At 67.3% G+C, this 18,720-nt stretch carries 13 protein-coding genes; 8 read left to right on the top strand and 5 right to left on the bottom strand.

The annotated features are described in order from the left end of the window. Positions 1 to 24 precede the first annotated feature (24 nt). The 4 genes from MSP7336_RS00235 (at position 25) to MSP7336_RS00220 (ending at position 5,483) form a co-directional block, all read left to right on the top strand. The gene (locus MSP7336_RS00235; protein WP_113962831.1) at positions 25 to 1,431 is read left to right on the top strand and encodes an NAD(P)H-quinone dehydrogenase; all 1,407 of its coding nucleotides are present in this window, start codon (positions 25 to 27) and stop codon (positions 1,429 to 1,431) included. A 53-nt stretch (positions 1,432 to 1,484) separates the two neighbouring features. Then, on the top strand, positions 1,485 to 3,218 hold the full coding sequence (locus MSP7336_RS00230) for a glycerol-3-phosphate dehydrogenase/oxidase (protein ID WP_069395260.1): 1,734 nt from the start codon (positions 1,485 to 1,487) through the stop codon (positions 3,216 to 3,218). 349 nt (positions 3,219 to 3,567) lie between these two features. Continuing rightward, complete coding sequence (locus MSP7336_RS00225) at positions 3,568 to 4,584, top strand: hypothetical protein (protein WP_142706705.1); 1,017 nt, start codon at positions 3,568 to 3,570, stop codon at positions 4,582 to 4,584. Between the two features lie 26 nt (positions 4,585 to 4,610). Further along, positions 4,611 to 5,483: a pseudouridine synthase gene (locus MSP7336_RS00220; RefSeq protein WP_069395258.1), complete on the top strand. Its 873-nt coding sequence runs from the start codon at positions 4,611 to 4,613 to the stop codon at positions 5,481 to 5,483. A 12-nt stretch (positions 5,484 to 5,495) separates the two neighbouring features. Here MSP7336_RS00220 and MSP7336_RS23955 read toward each other — a convergent pair whose 3' ends face one another. Next, positions 5,496 to 5,747 carry a hypothetical protein gene (locus MSP7336_RS23955; RefSeq protein WP_220178561.1) on the bottom strand — a complete coding sequence of 84 codons (252 nt, stop codon included), beginning with the start codon at positions 5,745 to 5,747 and terminating at the stop codon, positions 5,496 to 5,498. Positions 5,748 to 5,907: 160 nt separating this feature from the next. Here MSP7336_RS23955 and MSP7336_RS00210 point away from each other — a divergent pair, with 160 nt between their 5' ends. Continuing rightward, on the top strand, positions 5,908 to 6,831 hold the full coding sequence (locus MSP7336_RS00210; RefSeq protein ID WP_113962828.1) for a pseudouridine-5'-phosphate glycosidase: 924 nt from the start codon (positions 5,908 to 5,910) through the stop codon (positions 6,829 to 6,831). 15 nt (positions 6,832 to 6,846) lie between these two features. Here the strand turns inward: MSP7336_RS00210 and nei2 are convergent, their stop codons facing one another. From nei2 to MSP7336_RS00195, 3 genes are read right to left on the bottom strand one after another with little or no spacing between them, the layout of a single operon-like run. Next, complete coding sequence (gene nei2, locus MSP7336_RS00205; protein WP_069395256.1) at positions 6,847 to 7,596, bottom strand: endonuclease VIII Nei2; 750 nt, start codon at positions 7,594 to 7,596, stop codon at positions 6,847 to 6,849. A 4-nt stretch (positions 7,597 to 7,600) separates the two neighbouring features. Then, positions 7,601 to 12,118, bottom strand: a complete 4,518-nt coding sequence (locus MSP7336_RS00200; RefSeq protein WP_113962827.1) for an ATP-dependent helicase — start codon at positions 12,116 to 12,118, stop codon at positions 7,601 to 7,603. A 33-nt stretch (positions 12,119 to 12,151) separates the two neighbouring features. Then, positions 12,152 to 12,811, bottom strand: a complete 660-nt coding sequence (locus MSP7336_RS00195; protein WP_069395254.1) for a TetR/AcrR family transcriptional regulator — start codon at positions 12,809 to 12,811, stop codon at positions 12,152 to 12,154. A 323-nt stretch (positions 12,812 to 13,134) separates the two neighbouring features. On the opposite strand from MSP7336_RS00195, the gene MSP7336_RS00190 reads away from it, so the two are divergent. The 3 genes from MSP7336_RS00190 to MSP7336_RS00180 are packed head-to-tail and all read left to right on the top strand — an operon-like array spanning position 13,135 to position 17,159. Continuing rightward, positions 13,135 to 14,298 carry a methyltransferase gene (locus MSP7336_RS00190; RefSeq protein WP_084226368.1) on the top strand — a complete coding sequence of 388 codons (1,164 nt, stop codon included), beginning with the start codon at positions 13,135 to 13,137 and terminating at the stop codon, positions 14,296 to 14,298. Between the two features lie 60 nt (positions 14,299 to 14,358). After that, positions 14,359 to 16,479, top strand: coding sequence for a catalase (locus MSP7336_RS00185; RefSeq protein ID WP_069395253.1), 2,121 nt, complete (start codon positions 14,359 to 14,361; stop codon positions 16,477 to 16,479). Then, the gene (locus MSP7336_RS00180) at positions 16,479 to 17,159 is read left to right on the top strand and encodes a phosphodiesterase (RefSeq protein ID WP_113962826.1); all 681 of its coding nucleotides are present in this window, start codon (positions 16,479 to 16,481) and stop codon (positions 17,157 to 17,159) included. Before MSP7336_RS00185 ends, MSP7336_RS00180 begins: the two co-directional genes overlap by 1 nt. Here MSP7336_RS00180 and amaB read toward each other — a convergent pair. Further along, positions 17,156 to 18,685: an L-piperidine-6-carboxylate dehydrogenase gene (gene amaB, locus MSP7336_RS00175; protein ID WP_113962825.1), complete on the bottom strand. Its 1,530-nt coding sequence runs from the start codon at positions 18,683 to 18,685 to the stop codon at positions 17,156 to 17,158. The genes MSP7336_RS00180 and amaB overlap by 4 nt on opposite strands. Between the last annotated feature and the right edge of the window lie 35 nt (positions 18,686 to 18,720).

Here is an 18,720-nt window from a genome sequence, read left to right as displayed (position 1 = left end):
GGCGCGCCACGCTAGGTTAGGGATGTGACGAGCCGCATCGTGATCGTCGGCGGAGGGCCGGCCGGTTATGAGGCGGCGCTGGTGGCCGCCACACGCGATGCCCAGGTCACTGTGGTCGACTCCGACGGCATCGGCGGTGCGGCGGTCTTGGCCGACTGTGTTCCGTCGAAGACCTTCATCGCCTCCACCGGGCTGCGCACCGAGCTACGCCGCGCCAGCCGGCTGGGCTTCGACATCGACATCGACGACGCCAAGATCTCGCTGCCGGAAATCCACCGGCGGGTCAAGACGCTGGCCGCTGCCCAGTCCGCAGACATCGCCACCCAGCTGCGCAGCGTGGGTGTCGAGGTCATCGCCGGGAAAGGCGAACTGGTCGACGCGCGCCCCGGGCTGGCCCAGCACTGTGTCAGGGTGACCGCCGACGACGGCAGCACCAGCGAGCTCGACGCCGACGTGGTGCTGATCGCCACCGGCGCCAGCCCCCGGATCCTGCCGTCGGCGCAGCCGGACGACGAGCGCATCCTGACCTGGCGCCAGCTCTACGACCTCGATTCGCTGCCCGACCATCTCATCGTGGTCGGCTCCGGTGTCACCGGTGCCGAATTCGTCAGCGCCTACACCGAACTCGGCGTGGACGTGACCGTGGTGGCCAGCCGCGACCGGGTGTTGCCCTATGAAGATGCCGACGCCGCTGCGGTGCTGGAGGAGTCTTTTGCCGAGCGCGGCGTCAAGCTGGTCAAGAACGCACGCGCGGCCTCGGTGACCCGCGTCGACGGCGGGGTCGTCGTCACGATGACCGACGGGCGAACTGTCGAGGGCAGCCATGCCCTGATGACGATCGGGTCGACGCCCAACACCGAAGGCCTGGGCCTCGAGCGCGTCGGGATCCAACTCGGGCCCGGCAACTACCTGAGGGTCGACCGGGTGTCGCGCACGTCGGTGCCCGGGATCTACGCCGCAGGGGATTGCACCGGTCTGCTGCCGCTGGCGTCGGTGGCCGCGATGCAGGGCCGGATCGCGATGTATCACGCCTTGGGCGAGGCGGTGACGCCGATTCGGCTGCGCACGGTGGCGGCGGCCGTGTTCACCCGGCCGGAGATCGCGGCGGTCGGTGTCCCGCAATCGGCCATCGACGACGGATCGGTGCCGGCCCGGACCATCATGTTGCCGTTGAGAACCAACGCGCGGGCCAAGATGTCGGAGCTGCGGCAGGGCTTCGTGAAGCTGTTCTGCCGGCAGGCCACCGGCGTGGTGATCGGCGGGGTCGTGGGGGGGCCGATCGCCTCCGAGCTGATCATGCCGATCGCGGTGGCGGGGCAGAACCGGCTCACGGTCAATCAGCTGGCGCGAACGCTGGTCGTTTATCCGTCGCTGTCGGGCTCGATCACCGAGGCGGCCCGCCGGCTGATGGCACACGATGATCTTGATTGACGGCCGGTAGCCTAAGGCCAGCGCCTACCGACCGATAACAGGAGTCCTGTGCCGTGAGCGAACAGTTCTGGCCGGCCTCTGCGTTGGGGCCGCAGCAGCGCAGGGCTGCCTGGGAGCGACTCGGCGCCGAGCAATTCGACGTGGTGGTCATCGGCGGTGGCGTGGTGGGCTCCGGGTGCGCGCTGGACGCGGCCACCCGCGGGTTGAAGGTCGCGATGGTCGAAGCGCGCGACTACGCCTCCGGCACGTCGAGCCGCTCGTCGAAGATGTTCCACGGCGGGCTGCGTTACCTCGAGCAGCTGGAATTCGGGCTGGTGCGCGAGGCGCTGTACGAGCGGGAACTGTCTTTGACGACGTTGGCCCCGCATCTGGTCAAGCCGCTGCCGTTCTTGTTCCCACTGACCAAGCGGTGGTGGGAGCGCCCCTACGTTGCCGCGGGCATTTTCCTCTACGACCAGCTTGGCGGCGCGAAATCTGTTCCCGCGCAAAAGCATTTGACCCGCGCAGGTGCGCTTCGGCTGTGTCCGGGTCTCAAGCGCAGCTCGCTGATCGGCGGTATCCGCTACTACGACACCGTCGTCGACGACGCCCGCCACACCATGACCGTCGCGCGTACGGCCGCCCATTACGGAGCGGTGGTGCGCTCGTCGACCCAGGTGGTGTCGTTGCTGCGCGAAGGTGACCGGGTGACCGGGGTGCGGGTGCGCGACTCCGAGGACGGCTCGGTGACCGAGGTCCGTGGCCACGTCGTGGTCAACGCGACGGGTGTGTGGACCGACGAGATCCAGGCATTGTCCAAGCAACGCGGACGTTTTCAGGTGCGTGCTTCCAAAGGCGTGCACATCGTGGTGCCGCGGGACCGCATCGTCAGCGACGTGGCCATCATCTTGCGCACCGAGCGGTCGGTGATGTTCGTGATCCCGTGGGGCAATCACTGGATCATCGGGACGACCGACACCCAGTGGGATCTGGACTTGGCTCACCCGGCGGCGACCAAGGCCGACATCGACTACATCCTGGGCACCGTCAACACCGTGCTGGCCACCCCGTTGACGCACGCCGACATCGACGGGGTTTATGCCGGGCTGCGCCCGCTGCTGGCCGGCGAGAGCGACGACACCTCCAAGCTGTCCCGTGAGCACGCCGTGGCGGTACCCGCGCCCGGGTTGGTCGCCATCGCCGGCGGCAAGTACACCACCTACCGGGTGATGGCTTCCGACGCCATCGACGCTGCCGCGCAATACATTCCGGCCCGCGTCGCGCCGTCGATCACCGAGAAGGTGCGCCTGCTCGGCGCCGACGGCTACTTCGCGCTGATCAACCAGGTGGAACACGTCGGCGCGGAGCGAAATCTGCACCCCTACCGGGTGCGTCACCTGCTAGACCGGTACGGGTCATTGATCAGCGAGGTGCTGGCGCTGGCCGCCGACCGACCGGATCTGCTGAACCCCATCGCGGAGGCACCGGTGTATCTGCGGGTGGAGGCCGCCTACGCGGCCGCCGCCGAGGGTGCGTTGCACCTGGAGGACATCCTGGCCCGCCGGATGCGTATCTCGATCGAGTATCCGCACCGGGGCGTCGACTGTGCCCGCGAGGTGGCCGACATCGTCGCGCCGATCCTGGGATGGACCGACGCCGACATCGATCGCGAGGTCGAGACCTACACCGCCCGGGTGCACGCCGAGGTGCAGTCGCAGGCGCAGCCCGACGATGAATCCGCGGATGCGCTGCGGGCCAGCGCCCCTGAGGCACGCGCCGAAATTCTGGAGCCAGTGCCGCTTAATTGACGTTCGGTCCGCGACCAGCAAATCTTTTCGGATGGCGGCCGGCGTGGCGTACCGCTCTCAGCGGATACTCAGGCTTCGTGTGGTTAAATCCGGCTGATCGGTAGCTGAATCGATTCTGACGGGTGTACCTGGGTCTATTGACAGCAAACGATGTCAGGATCAATACCTCGTGCAGCTGCTACTTCTCGGTAACATTCGACATGTGGACAAGAAGTACTTGACACGCGAATAACAGCATTCTAGGTTGCGACTAGCTGAGAGACCCTCAGGTAATTTTCAGTCGAGAAAGGTGCTGAATATGTCTGTTCGGTCGGGAGGACGGCATCGCCGGCAAAGCAGGTCTGCCAAGTTGACCACTTGCGATCGCAGCGTCTTCGCTGCGGCGGTATCGACACGCCAACCACACCCGCAGCTGGCGATGAAGGCCGGTGCGGTCGCCGCCGGTACGGTCATGGCCGGCGCCGCATTCCTCGGGGCGGCTCCGGCGGGCCCGACCGCTTCTGCGGGGCTTGTCGATCACGTGCAGCGTGACGTCGCGTTCGCGGCAGCCCCGACCTTCAACGACAGCCTCAAGGCCCTGCTGGATGCCCTGGGGATAGGCCAGCAGCAACTGAACGAGCTCATCGGTGGTCAAATGACGTTGGGCAGCCTGCTGGGCGCGCTGCCGGGCGACCTCGACACCTCGTCGCAGCTGCGCGAGCTGCTGGCCGAACTCAACCCGACTGACACCACCCTGGACCAGATCTCTGGTGGCCTCCTCAGCGAGGATGTCGGCGCCTTGCTGAGCACCATGTACATCGGCAACGACCCGGTGAGCAGTCTCGACATCGACGACCTGGCGGCAGCCCTGCTGGGCGCAGACCCCAGCAGCACATCGATACTCGACTTGTTCGACGCGTTCGGCCTGGGGGAGTTCTCGGGGCTCGTCGGCGGCCTTTGCGGATTCGGCGATGTCGTCCTCGGGATCTGCCTCGACCCCCTGACTGCCGACGACGACGTGAGCGAATTGCTCAGTTCGCTGCTACAGACCGACACTTCCACGACGACGCTGGGCGACTACCTGGACAACACCGACATCACTATCGGCGGCATCACCATCGCGCTCAGCGACGCGGAAATCGGGCAACTGTTGGGCATCCCGGACGTCAACGTGCCCTGGGACGACTTCCTGAGCAACATTTCGACCACTGGGCCACTCGGCACCCCCACCCCGTGGGGCGACGAGACGCTGGCCGCTGTGCTGTCCGACCTGCTGCCGCACGGCAGCACACTAACGGTGGGCGACGCCACCGCGGTGGCAGACTACCTGCTGGCCCTCGACCCGGCGTTCTTCGGTCTGACCCTGGACGACCTGCTCGGCCTGTAGAGCCCGCGCCGTGTAAGGCTTAACGGGTGGGAGTTCCGCCGTTGCCGGTCCGCGACGGACTGGGGCCCGCCCGGGTGCGGCTGCGCGGCGGGCCGGTGATCGACGAGTTGGGCACCCGGTTCGGCGAGCAAGCCCGGGCGAAAGTGCTTGCTGGCGAGGTGGTTTGCGCCGACGGTTCGGTTGTCGACGAGACGACGGCGCTGCCGCCCGGCGCGTGTGTCTACCTGTACCGCGAGTTGCGCGACGAAGTCCCGGTGCCGTTCGACATCCCGGTGCTTCATCGTGACGACGACATTGTCGTCGTCGACAAGCCGCACTTTGTGGCTACCATGCCGCGCGGTCGGCATGTCGCGCAGAGCGCCCTGGTGCGGCTGCGGCGCGAGCTGGATCTGCCGGAGCTGAGCCCGGCGCATCGGCTCGACCGGCTCACCGCTGGGGTGTTGCTGTTCACCACCCGCCGTGAGCTTCGTGGGCGCTATCAGACCCTGTTCACCCGCGGCGCCGTGCACAAGACGTACCTGGCTCGCGCCGCGGTAAACCCGGATATCCCGTTTCCGCAGGTGCTGCGCAGTCGAATCATCAAGCGCCGGGGCAATTTACAGGCTCGCGAAGAGCCGGGTGAGCCGAACGCCGAGACACTCGTCGAGCTGATCGCGCCGGGTGGGTTGTACCGGCTGACGCCGCGGACCGGTCGGACCCACCAGTTGCGGGTACACATGGCGGCCCTGGGCTTGCCGATTTACGGAGATCCGTTGTACCCGAAGGTGGTCGAGGTGGCACCAGATGATTTCAGCTCACCACTGCAGTTGCTGGCGCACACGCTGGAATTCGATGATCCGATCAGCGGAGTCCGCAGACAATTCGTCAGCCGGTACCGGCCCGGCTGGTGTCAATGCTGAACTTCGGACTCGTCAGCAGCGCTCGAGACCGCGGGCCAAAATTCGCGGCGCGGCGTCAGCGTCATTCGGTTGCGAACCCTGATCGGCCGCAACATCTTCGCTGCACTGCGCCTGCGTGCGCGCGACGGCCTGCACGAGGCCGCGCACCGTGTCCCACACTCGCGCCGGTAGCGAACCCGTCAGCGAGCTATTGAGAGAGCCGATGACGCGCAGATTGTTAAGGCTGTCGTGGTTCTGCAGTGTTAACACGGCTATGTCCTCCACTAATCTGGCGAGAATCGGTCGGTGATCGGGGTCACACCAGCCAGCATCAACGGTTGGCCGACAAGTTCTATTCCCGAAACCGCCCCTTGGTTTCGACGAATTTCGCGCCTGCCCGTGGCCCAGCATTGGGGAGCAAGTTTCGACGACAGGAGCAAAAGCGATGATACCGGCGGATGTCGACGGCGTGCTGCGCGTGGCCGACGAAGTGGGCCACGCGCTGGAGTCGGGCCGCCCTGTCGTTGCGCTGGAGACCACGCTGGTTTCGCACGGCTTCGCCCACGGGCGTGGGCTGCTCGCGGCGCAGCAGGCCGAGCAGCGAGTCCGCGCCGGCGGGGCTGTCCCCTGCACGATCGGCATCGTGGACGGGATAGTCCGGGCCGGGCTTGGCGAAGCCGAGCTTGTCCGCTTCGCCGAGGCCGGGACCCAGGCCCGCAAAGTGGGCGCCAGCGACATCGCCGCCTGTGTGGTCCAGGGTGCGCTCGGCGCCACCACCGTCGGCGGAACTTTGGCCGTGTGCCGTCTTCTCGGCATCCGGTTCATGGGCACTGGCGGGATCGGCGGCGTCCATCGCGGCTTCGCCGAAAACCTAGACATCTCCGGTGATCTGGTGCAGTTAGCGCAAACGCCGGCGATGCTGGTGTCGTCGGGCGCCAAGGCCATCCTCGACGTCAGCGCCACTGCTGAACTGCTCGAGACGCTCAGCGTGCCGGTGCTGGGCTGGCGCACCGACACGCTCCCGGTGTTTTATCGCGGCGCGGGCGGTCCGCCGGTAGCCGCTCGCCTGGACAGTGCCGCCGATGCCGCTCGAGTCGCGGCGACTCACTGGCGCTTGGCCGGCTCATCCGGGCTGCTGCTGGGGCGCGCGCCCGACCCCGAGCTGGACATCGAACCGGTGCTCGCCGAGGCGGTGAGCCGCGTGCAGCAGGCCGGAGTGACCGGTCAGGCAGTCACGCCCGCCGTGCTGGCCTTGGTAGAGGAGCTGACGGGTGGCCGAAGCGTCGCGGTGAACCAGCAACTGATCGCTGATAACGCCGCCTTGGCGGCCGAGGTCGCCGTCGCCTATGCCGCCCGGTCAGACAAGTGAGTTACGACGTCGGACTCACCGCTGGCACGACGGGCACCAGTACACCACCCGTTCACCGCTGTCGTCATGGTTGATCCGGGTGCCGCAGCGACGGCACTGTTGGCCGGCTCGCCCGTAGACCCACAGCTGGCGGCCGGTCCGGGTATCGCCGGTGGTACAGCGGTTCCAGCGGAAGCGGTTGAGCCACAGCATGTCACGAGCGCGGGACACCAGACGCTGCGGGTTGGTGACCGCGCTGACCGGCGCGGTCGGCAGATGTCCGCTGACAAAACACAATTCATTGCAGTAGACGTTGCCGATTCCGGCCATCACTCGCTGGTCGAGCAGCGCCTCGCCGAGCGGTCGCTGCGGATCCGACATCAAGTTCGCCGCAGCCACCTGCGCATCCCAATCGGGGTCCAGCAGATCGGGCCCCAGGTGCGCGACCACCTCGGTGTCGCGGTCGCGTTCGAGCACCTCCAGCACGCCGAGGTCGACACCGGCGACGCGAGTTGGCCCGGCCTCCAGGATGATTCGCACCCGGTGGTCGACGCGTGTGGGGCTGACCTGCCAACTACCGTCCATCTTCATGTGCGAATGGATGCTGGCGGGGCCGACCCGAATGAACAGGTGCTTGCCCCGGCTGAGTACCTCGTCGACCACCTCGCCGCTCAGATCGACGGTGGCGAACCGCGGAACTCGAATATCGCAGCGGGTCAGTGTCTTTCCGGCCAAGGCTTCGCGCAGCTTGGCGGCGGTGTGCCAGACGGTATCGCCTTCGGGCATGTGCTCAGCGCAGGCGTAACCCGCGCGGGGTGCGGGCAAATCCGGCTTCGGTCAGTGCGGTGTAGGCAGGAACGTCCCGCGACTGCAACACCGAAACACCATTGATTCGCTCGACCAGCAGGGAATCCATGCGCCGTGCGCCGACCAGCTCGGCCAGCGCCACGGCCGCCGCCCGGCCGGCTTCGGCGTCGTCGGTGAAACTGAGCAACGACCGACCGCCGCGCTCCAAAAACCAGACCAGCGCACCGTCGACCAGTACAACGAGCGCCGCGGCCTTGCGGCCCGGCCGCGCGGTGCCGTCGGTGGTCGGCCACGGCAGCGCCGCGCCGTACGGGTTGGCCGGATCGGCGGCCGTCAGCACCACCGCCCGGTACGCGGGACGTTGCGGGTCGACACCATCGAGGTAGCTGCGCAGCCGGTCCACCGTCGACGCCACCGCGAACTGCGCGCCACCCAGCGACTCGACGAAGTAGCCGCGCTGGCAGCGGCCGGCGTCCTCGAACGCCGTCAGCACCTTGTAGAGCGTGGCGAAACCGCCCGGTACGGCTTCGGCGCCGACCGCGCCTCGGGTCAACACACCGTGGCGGTTGAGCAGCAGCTCGGCCTGATAGTGCGCCCGCAGTGTGGAATCCGGCTCGGGAGTCGGCAGTGCCGACCACCGGCCGGCCACCGTCGCGTCGATGCTGCGGGACTGGGCATGCGCGACGTGAAAGCTGCTCAGCCGCGGTGGCCGCCGGTGCCGGTGTGCCGGCGTCGCCCGTTTGCGGGCACCGGGGCGGCCGCCGAGCAGCGCGCGCACCGGCGCAAAGGTGTCGCCGGTCACCCATCCGGCCCAAATCAGGTCCCACAGCGCGGATTTCAGTTCGCTGTCGCTGATTCCAGGCTGGCTGAGTTGACGGAAGAAGAAGGCCCCGCCGCCGGACAGCGCGTCCAGCACGGCGCGGTGGGCGTCGGTGAAGTCGATGTCGGCGCCGCCGGCGAGGGTCAGCGGCGCCGAATCGGCGGTGTGAAAGGCGATCCAGCCGTCGACCGCCGAAATCGAACCGGCGCCCGACCAGATGACCTCACCGGACGCCAACAGCTCGTCGAGCATTGCCGATGTGTAATCGCGCACCCGCGAGGCCAGCACCAGCGGCTCGATCGCCGACGCGGGCAACGGGAAACCGGCCAATTGGTCGATGACCGCGGCCAGCCCGTCGACACCTGACGACTCCGCCGAGCCCACCTGATGCCAGGCCGGCAAGAACCGTGCATACGCGGTGGTACTGACCGGCTCGACCTGAGCACGCAGCGCCGCCAACGAACGTCGACGCAGAATCCGCAACACCTCGGCGTCACACCACTGATCGCCGGATGCTTCGGCGGTGAACTCGCCGCGCACCAGCGCACCGTCTGCGGCCAGCCGGCCCAGCACGTCGGCGGCCACCCGCAATCCCAGCCCGAACCGCGCGGCGGCGTCGGCGGTGGGGAACGGCCCATGGGGGCGGGCGTACCGGCCCAGCAGCTCACCCAGCGGATCGGCGACGGTCTCGGTGAAGCTGGCCGGAACCCCGAGGGGCACCGCAACGCCGACGCCGTCGCGCAGCCGCCCGATGTCCTCGATGGCCACCCACCAGCTGCGCCCGGCGAACGACACCGTCAGCGCGCGTTTCGCGGCGCGCAGGCCTTCAAGCCACCCGCCGACGTCGGCGCCACCGGCCCGAGCGGCCACCTCCTCCTCGGTGAGCGGGCCCAGCAGCCGCAACAAGTCCGCGACACCTTCGGCGTCGCGGGCGAACCGATCGCCGGACAGATGCTGTAATTGCCGGCCGGTGGCGGCCACGATTTCCGGGTCGAGCAGCTCGCGCAACTCGACCCGGCCCAGCAGCTCGGCCAGCAGGGTGGCATCCAACGACAGCGCGGCGGCGCGGCGTTCGGCCAGCGGGCTGTCGCCCTCGTAGATGAACGCCCCGACATAGCCGAACAACAGCGAGGCCGCGAACGGCGACGGCGTGGTGGTCTCGGCCTCGAGCACCCGGATGCGCCGGTTGGCGATGTCGGTCATCAGTGCTGCGAGCCTCGGTACGTCGTAGACGTCTTGCAGGCACTCCCGCACCGTCTCCAGGACGATCGGGAAGTCCGGGTATTTGCGCGCCACGTCGAGCAGTTGAGCCGCGCGCTGACGCTGATGCCATAGCGGCGAGCGCTTACCGGGATGGCGGCGCGGCAGCAGCAGGGCGCGGGCCGCGCATTCGCGGAACCGCGACGCGAACAGCGCCGAGCCGCCCACCTCGGCGGTGACGATGGGGTCGATCTCGTCGGCGTCGAACACGAACAATTCGGCGCCCGGCGGCGACTCGCCGGCGTCGGACACCGTGTCGGGCAACCGCACCACAATCCCGTCGTCGGAGGCGGTCGGTTTCTCGTCGATGCCGTAGCGCTCCCGCAGCCGCCGGCCGACCGCCAGTGCGAGCGGGCCGTGCACACGCAGCCCGTACGGCGAATGCAAGATCACCCGCCAGTCGCCCAGTTCGTCGCGGAACCGCTCGACCAGCAGCGTGGTGTCGGTGGGCACCACGGCGGTGGCCGAGCGCTGGTCGTCCAGCAGCCGCCACAGGTTGTCGGTCGCGTAGTCGTTGAATCCCATTGCCGCGCAACGTTTGTCAAATGCATTGCGGTCCAGCCCGGCTAGCTCGCCGGTGAATGCGCCCAGGGCGGCTCCCAGCTCCGCTGGGCGCCCGACGTCGTCGCCGCGCCAAAACGGTAGCCGGGCCGGTTGGCCCGGCGCCGGGATCACCAGCACCCGGTCGTGGGTGATCTCGGTGATCCGCCAGCTTGTCGCCCCCAGCGAGATGACGTCGCCGGGGCGTGACTCGTAGACCATCTCCTCGTCGAGCTCGCCGACCCGCGACGGCTTGTCGACCTCGCTGGCCAAATAGACGGTGAACAACCCGCGGTCGGGGATCGCGCCGCCGGAGGTGACCGCCAACCGCTGCGCACCCGGGCGGGCGGTCAGTGTGCCGGTGTCGCGGTCGTAGACCAGCCGGGGGCGCAGCTCGGAGAACTCGGTGGACGGGTACTTGCCGCTCAGCAGATCCAGTGTCGCCTCGAACGCGCTGCGCGGCAGGGTGGCGAACGGGGCGCTGCGTCGCACCGTGTCGAACCACCGGTCGGCGTCCAAGGGCTCCAGCGCGGCGGCGGCGATGGTGTGCTGGGCGAGGATGTCCAGCGGATTGGTGGGCACCCGCATCGTCTCGATCTGGCCGGCCAGCATGCGCTGCACGGTCACCGCGCAGCCGATCAGATCGGTGCGGTGCTTGGGAAACAGCACACCTTGCGAGATCTCGCCGACCTGGTGTCCGGCCCGACCGATGCGCTGCAGGCCGCTGGCCACCGAGGGCGGCGCCTCCACCTGGATCACCAAGTCGACGGCGCCCATGTCGATGCCCAGCTCCAGGCTCGATGTCGCCACCACCGCCTTCAGTCGACCGCTTTTCAGTTCCTCTTCGACGATGGTGCGCTGCTCCTTGCTGACCGAGCCGTGGTGGGCGCGGGCGAGAAGCGTTGGGGCGCCGCAGGTCTGGCCACTGGCCAACAGGTGTGCCGGCGCGCCGCCGGCGACCTTCGGGTTAACCGCGTCGTCCAGTTCGACGCCCGACCGCTCCGCGTGAATCTCGTTGAGCCGGGCGGTAAGTCGCTCCGCCAGCCGCCTCGAATTGGCGAACACGATGGTGGAATTGTGGGCCTCGATCAAGTCGACCAGGTTCGCCTCGACATCGGGCCAAATGCTGTTGTCCGCCAGGTTGGTCATATCGGGGACCGGGACCTGCACAGTCAGGTCGAAGGTTTTGGCGGCCGGGGGAGCGACGACGGTGGTGGGGGCGCTGCCGGACAAAAACCGGGCCACCTCCTCGGGTGGGCGCACGGTGGCCGACAACCCGATCCGCTGCGCCGGGCTGGGCAACAAGTCGTCGAGGCGCTCCAGCGAGACCGCCAGATGGGCGCCGCGTTTGGTGCCGGCGATCGCATGCACCTCGTCCACGATCACGGTCTGCACGCCCGTCAGGGTTTGCCGCGCCGCGGAGGTCAGCATCAAAAACAACGACTCCGGGGTGGTGATCAGCACATCGGGCGGGGTGCTGATCAGCTGGCGGCGACGACCGGGCGGGGTGTCGCCGGACCGCACTCCGACGCTGATCTGAGGGAAAGGTGCACCGCCTTGTTCGGCGATCCGGCTCATCCCGGTCAGGGGGGCGCGCAGGTTGCGCTCGACGTCGACGGCCAGTGCTTTCAGCGGTGAGACGTAGAGAACCCGGGTGCCGGGCTCGCGCTCGGCGGCGGTGACCAGGTTGTCGATCGCCCAGAGAAACGCGGCCAGCGTCTTGCCGGAGCCGGTCGGCGCGATGACCAGCGTGTTCTGACCGGCGGCAATGGCGGTCCAGGCCTCGGCCTGCGCCGGGGTCGGCGCGGAGAAACTGCCGGTGAACCAGTCACGGGCGATGGCGCTGAACCGGGCCAGCGGATCAGGCGGGCGAATGCTCACCTAGCCAGTGTGCCCAGTGGCACCGACAACCGACTACGACAAGACCCGACCCTCGGCCGATACCGCGTCGGCCAGTTTCGGCGGAATTCCGGGAGCGCGCGCGATCGCGTCCATCAGGGCATGCGCACAGGTATCGGCGAGCTTGTTGGCATCGAGGGCGTTGTTCATGATCCGCTGGCGGCCGAGTTCGAAGGTGAACGCGATCCAGCCGTGCACGACCACGCGCAAGTCCCGCTCGAGTTCTGGGTCCAGGGGCTCGCCGTCGACCTCGACGATGCGGTTCATGACGTGCATCATCAGCCGGTTCTTGGTTTCGTCGTCGATACCCAGCAGGACCGGGTCGGATCGGCCCAGCCCGACATACGCCGCCCACGACGAGTGCGGGTGTTGTTCGTGGTAGTACATGTAGGCGAGCACGGCGGCCCGCACCTCTTCGAACAGTGACAAACCCAGGTCGGGCAGGTTGTGGGCCGCTTCGAACAACCGGTCCGCCTCGTCTTTGACCACCGCCGCGAAGAAGGCGCGCTTGTCCGGAAAGTAGTGGTACATCAGCGCGCGAGACACACCGGCACGTTCGGCGATCTCGTCGATGCGGACCTCGTCGTAGGGTCGCTGCCCGAAGATTTCCGCACCCAAAGCCAGTAGCTCTGAGCGTCGATCTTCGGGGGACAACCGCCGTCTGGTCGCTCGCATACCGGCGATGGTACTTGCACATCCGTTGCATACTGCGCTTCCCGCCCTTTTCAGGGGGTCGCGTCGTCCGGCCGATCCCCGGCCGGACGATTCGCCTGCGGCCCGCTCTCGCGGACAAGCGCCGTGGTCAGGCGCCGTCTGCTACCTTCACAACCTGTACATCGGCCACCTTCAGCCGGATCCAAGTTGGGACCCGTCGGATCGCGGCATCGATGGGGAGGCGAAGCTCGCGGTCACCGATCAGACGACTTCGCCAACGGTCGGTGTGCACGCACAGCAGAGTTGAACCGCGCCGACCCCCGTCTCGAGGCAGGAATATTCGGATGCCAGCCGCCCAGCCACGTGAAGTCGAGCAATCCGCCGGCCCCACGAGCTATCAAGCCCGCGACATCCGGCATGAGCGGCTACTGATGCGGCTCTTTCAGAGCCGGATCATCGGACCGCTGCTGCGGCGGGTCCACGGCCCTCAGCAGATCGTAGAGATGGGGATGGGGTTCTGGTCGTCCCGGCTCATCCTGACCGCCGTCGAATACGGGGTCTTCACCAAGCTGGCCGAAGGACCGATGACCCGAGCCGAGCTGACCGAGGCCTTCGGTTGGCATCCACGCGCGGCCGGTGACGCTCTGGACGCGCTGGTTGCCCTGCGGCTGCTGCGCCGCGATCGGTCGGGGCACTACTCGAACACCTTGCGCAGCGCCACGTTTTTGGATCGTGCCAAACCAAGCTACGCCGCGGGGCTGATGGAACTCGGGAGCAAGCGGCTCTACGACCTTTGGGCCGACCTGCCGCAACTCTTGCGCACCGGGCGTCCCGCCGCGCAGGAGGGCCAGGAACGAGCCGAGTTCTTCCCGGCGCTGTACCGCGACGAGGAGGCGATGCGGGAATTTCTGACCGGCATGACCGGCGTCTCGACCGGTGAGGCCACGCTGCTCGCAGCACGCTTCCCGTGGAAGCGTTTTGGAACATTCGTCGACATCGGCACCGCACAGGGCGCACTGCCGGTGCGGGTCGCGCTCACGCATCCACACCTGCGCGGCGCCGGATACGACTTCGCGCCGGTGCAGCCGGTGTTCGAAGAATATGTGGCCACGTTCGGGCTCTCCGACAGGCTCAGCTTCATCGCCGGCGACTGCTTGCACGAGCCGCTGCCCAGCGCCGACGTCCTTTCCTTCGGCCACGTGTTTCACGGTTTGAACCGCGCGGTGCGCAACGAGTTGATGTCAAAGGCCTACACCGCTATCCCGCCCGGGGGCGCCGTGATCGTCTACGACGCCATGATCCGTCCCCGCCGTCGGCGTGATTACGCGAGCCTGTTGTCGAGCCTGAACGTCATGCTGGAAACCCGGGAGGGCTACGAGTCGTCGGTCGACGAGTGCATCGAGATGTTCCGTGCCCACGGGTTCGTGCGGGTCAAGGCGCGCCACCTGATCGGACCGACGTCCGCGGTGTTCGGATTCAAACCGGGACGGTTGCCCCGCAGCGGCTAGTCGTTTGTCGCCAATCGGCATGGGTACCCACCGTGGGAATGCCTATCCGAAAGGGGCGCCATGGCAGCCAACGACGCCAACCCCAAACAGCGCCAGCTCGACCAGTACCGGGTAGAACGGGCGACCGGCTACCTGACGACGCAGCAAGGAGTCCGGGTTGATCACACCGACGACGCGCTGAGCGTCGGCGAACGCGGCCCCACCCTGCTGGAGGACTTCCACGCGCGGGAGAAGATCACCCACTTCGACCACGAGCGCATACCCGAACGGGTGGTCCATGCGCGCGGCGCCGGAGCCTACGGATACTTCGAGCCCTATGACGACTCACTCGCCGACTACACCGTCGCCAAATTCCTGACCACACCGGGCAAGCAGACTCCGGTGTTCGTGCGGTTCTCGACGGTGGCCGGGTCGCGCGGCTCGGCCGACACCGTGCGCGACGTCCGTGGTTTCGCCACCAAGTTCTACACCGACCAAGGCAATTACGACCTGGTCGGCAACAACTTTCCGGTGTTCTTCATCCAGGATGGCATCAAGTTCCCGGACTTCGTGCACGCCGTCAAACCCGAGCCGCACAACGAAATTCCGCAGGCCCAATCCGCTCACGACACATTGTGGGACTTCGTGTCGCTGCAACCGGAAACCCTGCACACGATCATGTGGCTGATGTCGGACCGGTCGCTGCCGCGCAGCTACCGCATGATGCAGGGCTTCGGGGTGCACACCTTCCGCCTGGTCAACGCGAAAGGGGAAGGCACGTTCGTGAAGTTCCACTGGAAACCCAAACTCGGTGTGCATTCGCTGATCTGGGACGAATGCCAAAAGGTCGCCGGTAAGGACCCCGACTTCAACCGGCGCGACCTGTGGGATGCGATCGAATCCGGACAATACCCGGAATATGAGCTCGGGGTGCAATTGGTGCCCGAAAGCGACGAGTTCAACTTCGAATTCGATTTGCTCGACGCGACGAAAATTATTCCCGAGGAACAAGTTCCGGTGCGGCCGGTCGGTAAGATGGTACTCAACCGCAACCCGGACAACTTCTTCGCCGAAACCGAGCAGGTGGCGTTTCACACCGCAAACGTGGTGCCGGGCATCGACTTCACCAACGACCCGCTACTGCAGTTCCGCAACTTCTCTTATCTGGACACCCAGTTGATCCGGCTGGGCGGACCGAATTTCGCGCAGCTGCCGGTCAACCGTCCGGTGGCCGACGTCAACAACAATCAGCACGACGGCTACAGCCAATTCGCGGTGCCGAAGGGCAAAACCAGTTACTTCAAGAATTCGCTGGGTGGGGGCTGTCCGGCTGTGGCCAATTTCGAAGCCGATGGCGACGTGTTCCGCCACTACACCCAAAAGGTCGACGGGCACAAGATTCGCCAGCGGGCCAAGAGTTTCCAGGACCATTACAGCCAGGCCCGGATGTTCTGGAAGAGCATGTCGCCAGTAGAAGCCAAACACATCGTCGCGGCGTACGCGTTCGAGCTGGGCCACGTCGAAACCGTCGAGATCCGTTCGCGGGTAGTCGATCAGCTGAACCTCGTCGACCACCAACTGGCCGCGCAGGTCGCCGCCGAGCTGGGTCTGCCCGAACCCGAGGAGCAGGCCGTCGATGACAAGTTGCCGGCGTCGCCGGCCTTGTCGCAACTGAACACCGCCACCGATAGCATCGAAAGCCGCAAGATCGCGGTGCTGGCCGCCGACGGCGTCGACGTGGCCGGCACCGAACGCTTCGTCGACGCGATGCGCAAGCGTGGTGCCATCGCCGAGGTGCTGGCACCTACCGGTGGTGGCATGCTCTCGGGCGGATCAGGCGGTGAGATCGCCGTGGACCGGTCGTTCACCAGCGTCGCGTCGGTGCTCTACGACGCCGTGGTGGTGCCCTGCGGACCGGACGCGATCGAAACGCTCGCCCGCGACGGCTATGCATTGCACTTCGTCGCCGAGGCCTACAAGCACCTCAAACCGGTCGGCGCGTTCGGTGCGGGCGTCAAGTTGCTCCCGACGGCCGGGATACCCGAGCAGATCGCCGAGGACACGAACGTTGTTGACGCACACGGTGTCGTGACGACGACAGCGGCAGCAAAAGACCTTTCCGGCGCCTTCTTCGACGCGTTCGCCTCCGCGCTGGCCAAGCATCGCGCCTGGGACCGCGAGACCGATTCGGTGCCCGCCTGATGGCCGGGCTGTTGTCCGATCTCGTCACCACTCCTTTCCGGTGGGCCTCGGCGTTACGCGGACGTCGCATCTTTCATCCGGCCGGGGTGATCGCCGGCGGGGTGCTGGAGCGCCTGGCGCCGCCCGGGCGGGGCTTGCCGATCAACTCCTGCGACGTGGTGGCACGCGTCTCGAAGGGGGCCGGAACACCCGCCTCGCTGCCCGACGTCGTCGGGTTGGCCTGGAAAATGCCGCCGTCGGAATACCCGCCCGGCGGCTGGGACGTGCTGTTGGCATCCACCGGCGCCGGGCTGTTGACGCGGATCGGATTGCGGCCGGTGACGTCGTGGTCCGACGTGACGATGTCGAGCCTGATGCCGCTGCGCTATCAGCAACAGCTGTGGTGGATTCGCGCCAAGCTGATCACTGAAATCGACGACCGCGGACTGACATTGGACAGCATCCGCAACCACATCGATGATGGCGGCATTGTGTTCGCCGTCCAACAAGCCGGCCCGACAGGCGGTTTCGAGCTCCTGGGGCAGCTCACGTTGAACCGGCTGCTGGCATCGCACGAAGCCCAGGACTTGATCTTCGACCCGACCATCAACTCCGCATCGCAGGTCAGGCTGGCGCCGGCGTGGCTGACCGGTCTGCGCCGCAGCGCCTACGACCGCAGCCGGGAAGGCCGCGACGCCTAGCCGTCGGGACTCCAGCCGAACTGCACGCCCTGAGCCAGCGGCAACTGGTCGGAATAGTTGATGGTATTGGTGGCGCGGCGCATGTAGGCCTTCCAGGCGTCGGATCCGGATTCGCGGCCGCCGCCGGTCTGCTTCTCGCCGCCGAACGCGCCGCCGATCTCGGCACCGGAAGTGCCGATGTTGACGTTGGTGATTCCGCAGTCTGAGCCGTCGATGAAACGCTCCGCTTCCCGCACGTCAGTGGTGAAAATTGCCGACGAAAGCCCTTGCGGGACAGCATTGTTCAACGCTATCGCCTGGTCGAGTTCGTCGTAGGTCAGCACGTAGAGGATCGGCGCGAACGTCTCGGTGGCCACGATGGCCGTTTGCGCGGGCATCCGCACCACCGCTGGCGTGACGTAGTAGGCGCCGGGCTGCCCGATGTCGTGACGTTCGCCGCCGATGACCTCTCCGCCGTCGGCCCGGGCCTGCTCGAGCGCGCCCACCATGTCGCGGTAGGCGGTCTCGTGGATCAGCGGCCCGACGAGTGTGCCGTCGGCGAGCGGATCGCCGATCGGCAGTTGGCGGTAGGCCGCGGCGATGCGCGTCACCAGCTCATCGGCCACCGAGCGGTGCACGATCAATCGCCGCAACGTGGTGCAGCGTTGCCCGGCGGTGCCGGCGGCGGCGAACACGATGGCGCGCAACGCCAGATCGAGATCGGCCGACGGTGTCACGATCGCCGCGTTGTTGCCGCCCAGCTCCAGCGGCGATCGGCCGAACCGCCGGGCGACCCGCGGACCGACGTCGCGGCCCATCGCTATCGATCCGGTCGCCGACACCAACCCCACCCGCACGTCGTCGACCAGTTTCCGGGCGACCTCGCGGTCACCGAGGACCAGGCGGCTCACCCCTGCCGGCGCGCCGACATCGGCTGCGGCCCGACTGATCAGCGCCTGACAGGCCAGCGCCGTCAACGGCGTCAGTTCCGAGGGCTTCCACACCACGGTGTCGCCGCAGACCAGCGCCACCGCAATGTTCCAGGCCCACACCGCGACCGGGAAGTTGAATGCGGTGATGACGCCCACCACCCCGAGTGGGTGCCAGGTCTCCATCAGCCGATGGCCTGGTCGCTCGGAGGCAATGGTTCGTCCGTAAAGCTGGCGGGACAATCCGACGGCGAACTGGCAGATGTCGATCATCTCCTGCACCTCACCGCGGGCTTCGGCGCCGATCTTGCCGACCTCGACGGTCACCAGGGCGGCCAGCTCCTCCTTGTGTTCGCTCAGCAGCTCACCCAGCCGTTTCACCAACGCGCCGCGTACCGGCGCGGGTGTGGACCGCCAGAGCGAAAAAGCTTGCGCTGCAGCGGTGACCGCGCCCTCAATGTCGTCGACCGGGTCCACGGTGAACAGCACGTCGCCGGTGATCGGGCTGCTGGCTGGCAGGCCGTCGCCGCCGGGCTCACCGAGTGCGACGTCAGCTCCGATCGCGTCGAAGGCCCGACGTACCCGGCTGCGCAGGTCCTCTGCGGTGGGCAGGGTCATGATCTTGGGTCGGGTATCGCTGACAGCGGAGCCGT

It is taken from the genome of Mycobacterium shimoidei, assembly GCF_900417275.1.
Lineage (GTDB): Bacteria > Actinomycetota > Actinomycetes > Mycobacteriales > Mycobacteriaceae > Mycobacterium > Mycobacterium shimoidei.
This window is presented reverse-complemented; position numbering and strand designations above follow the sequence as displayed.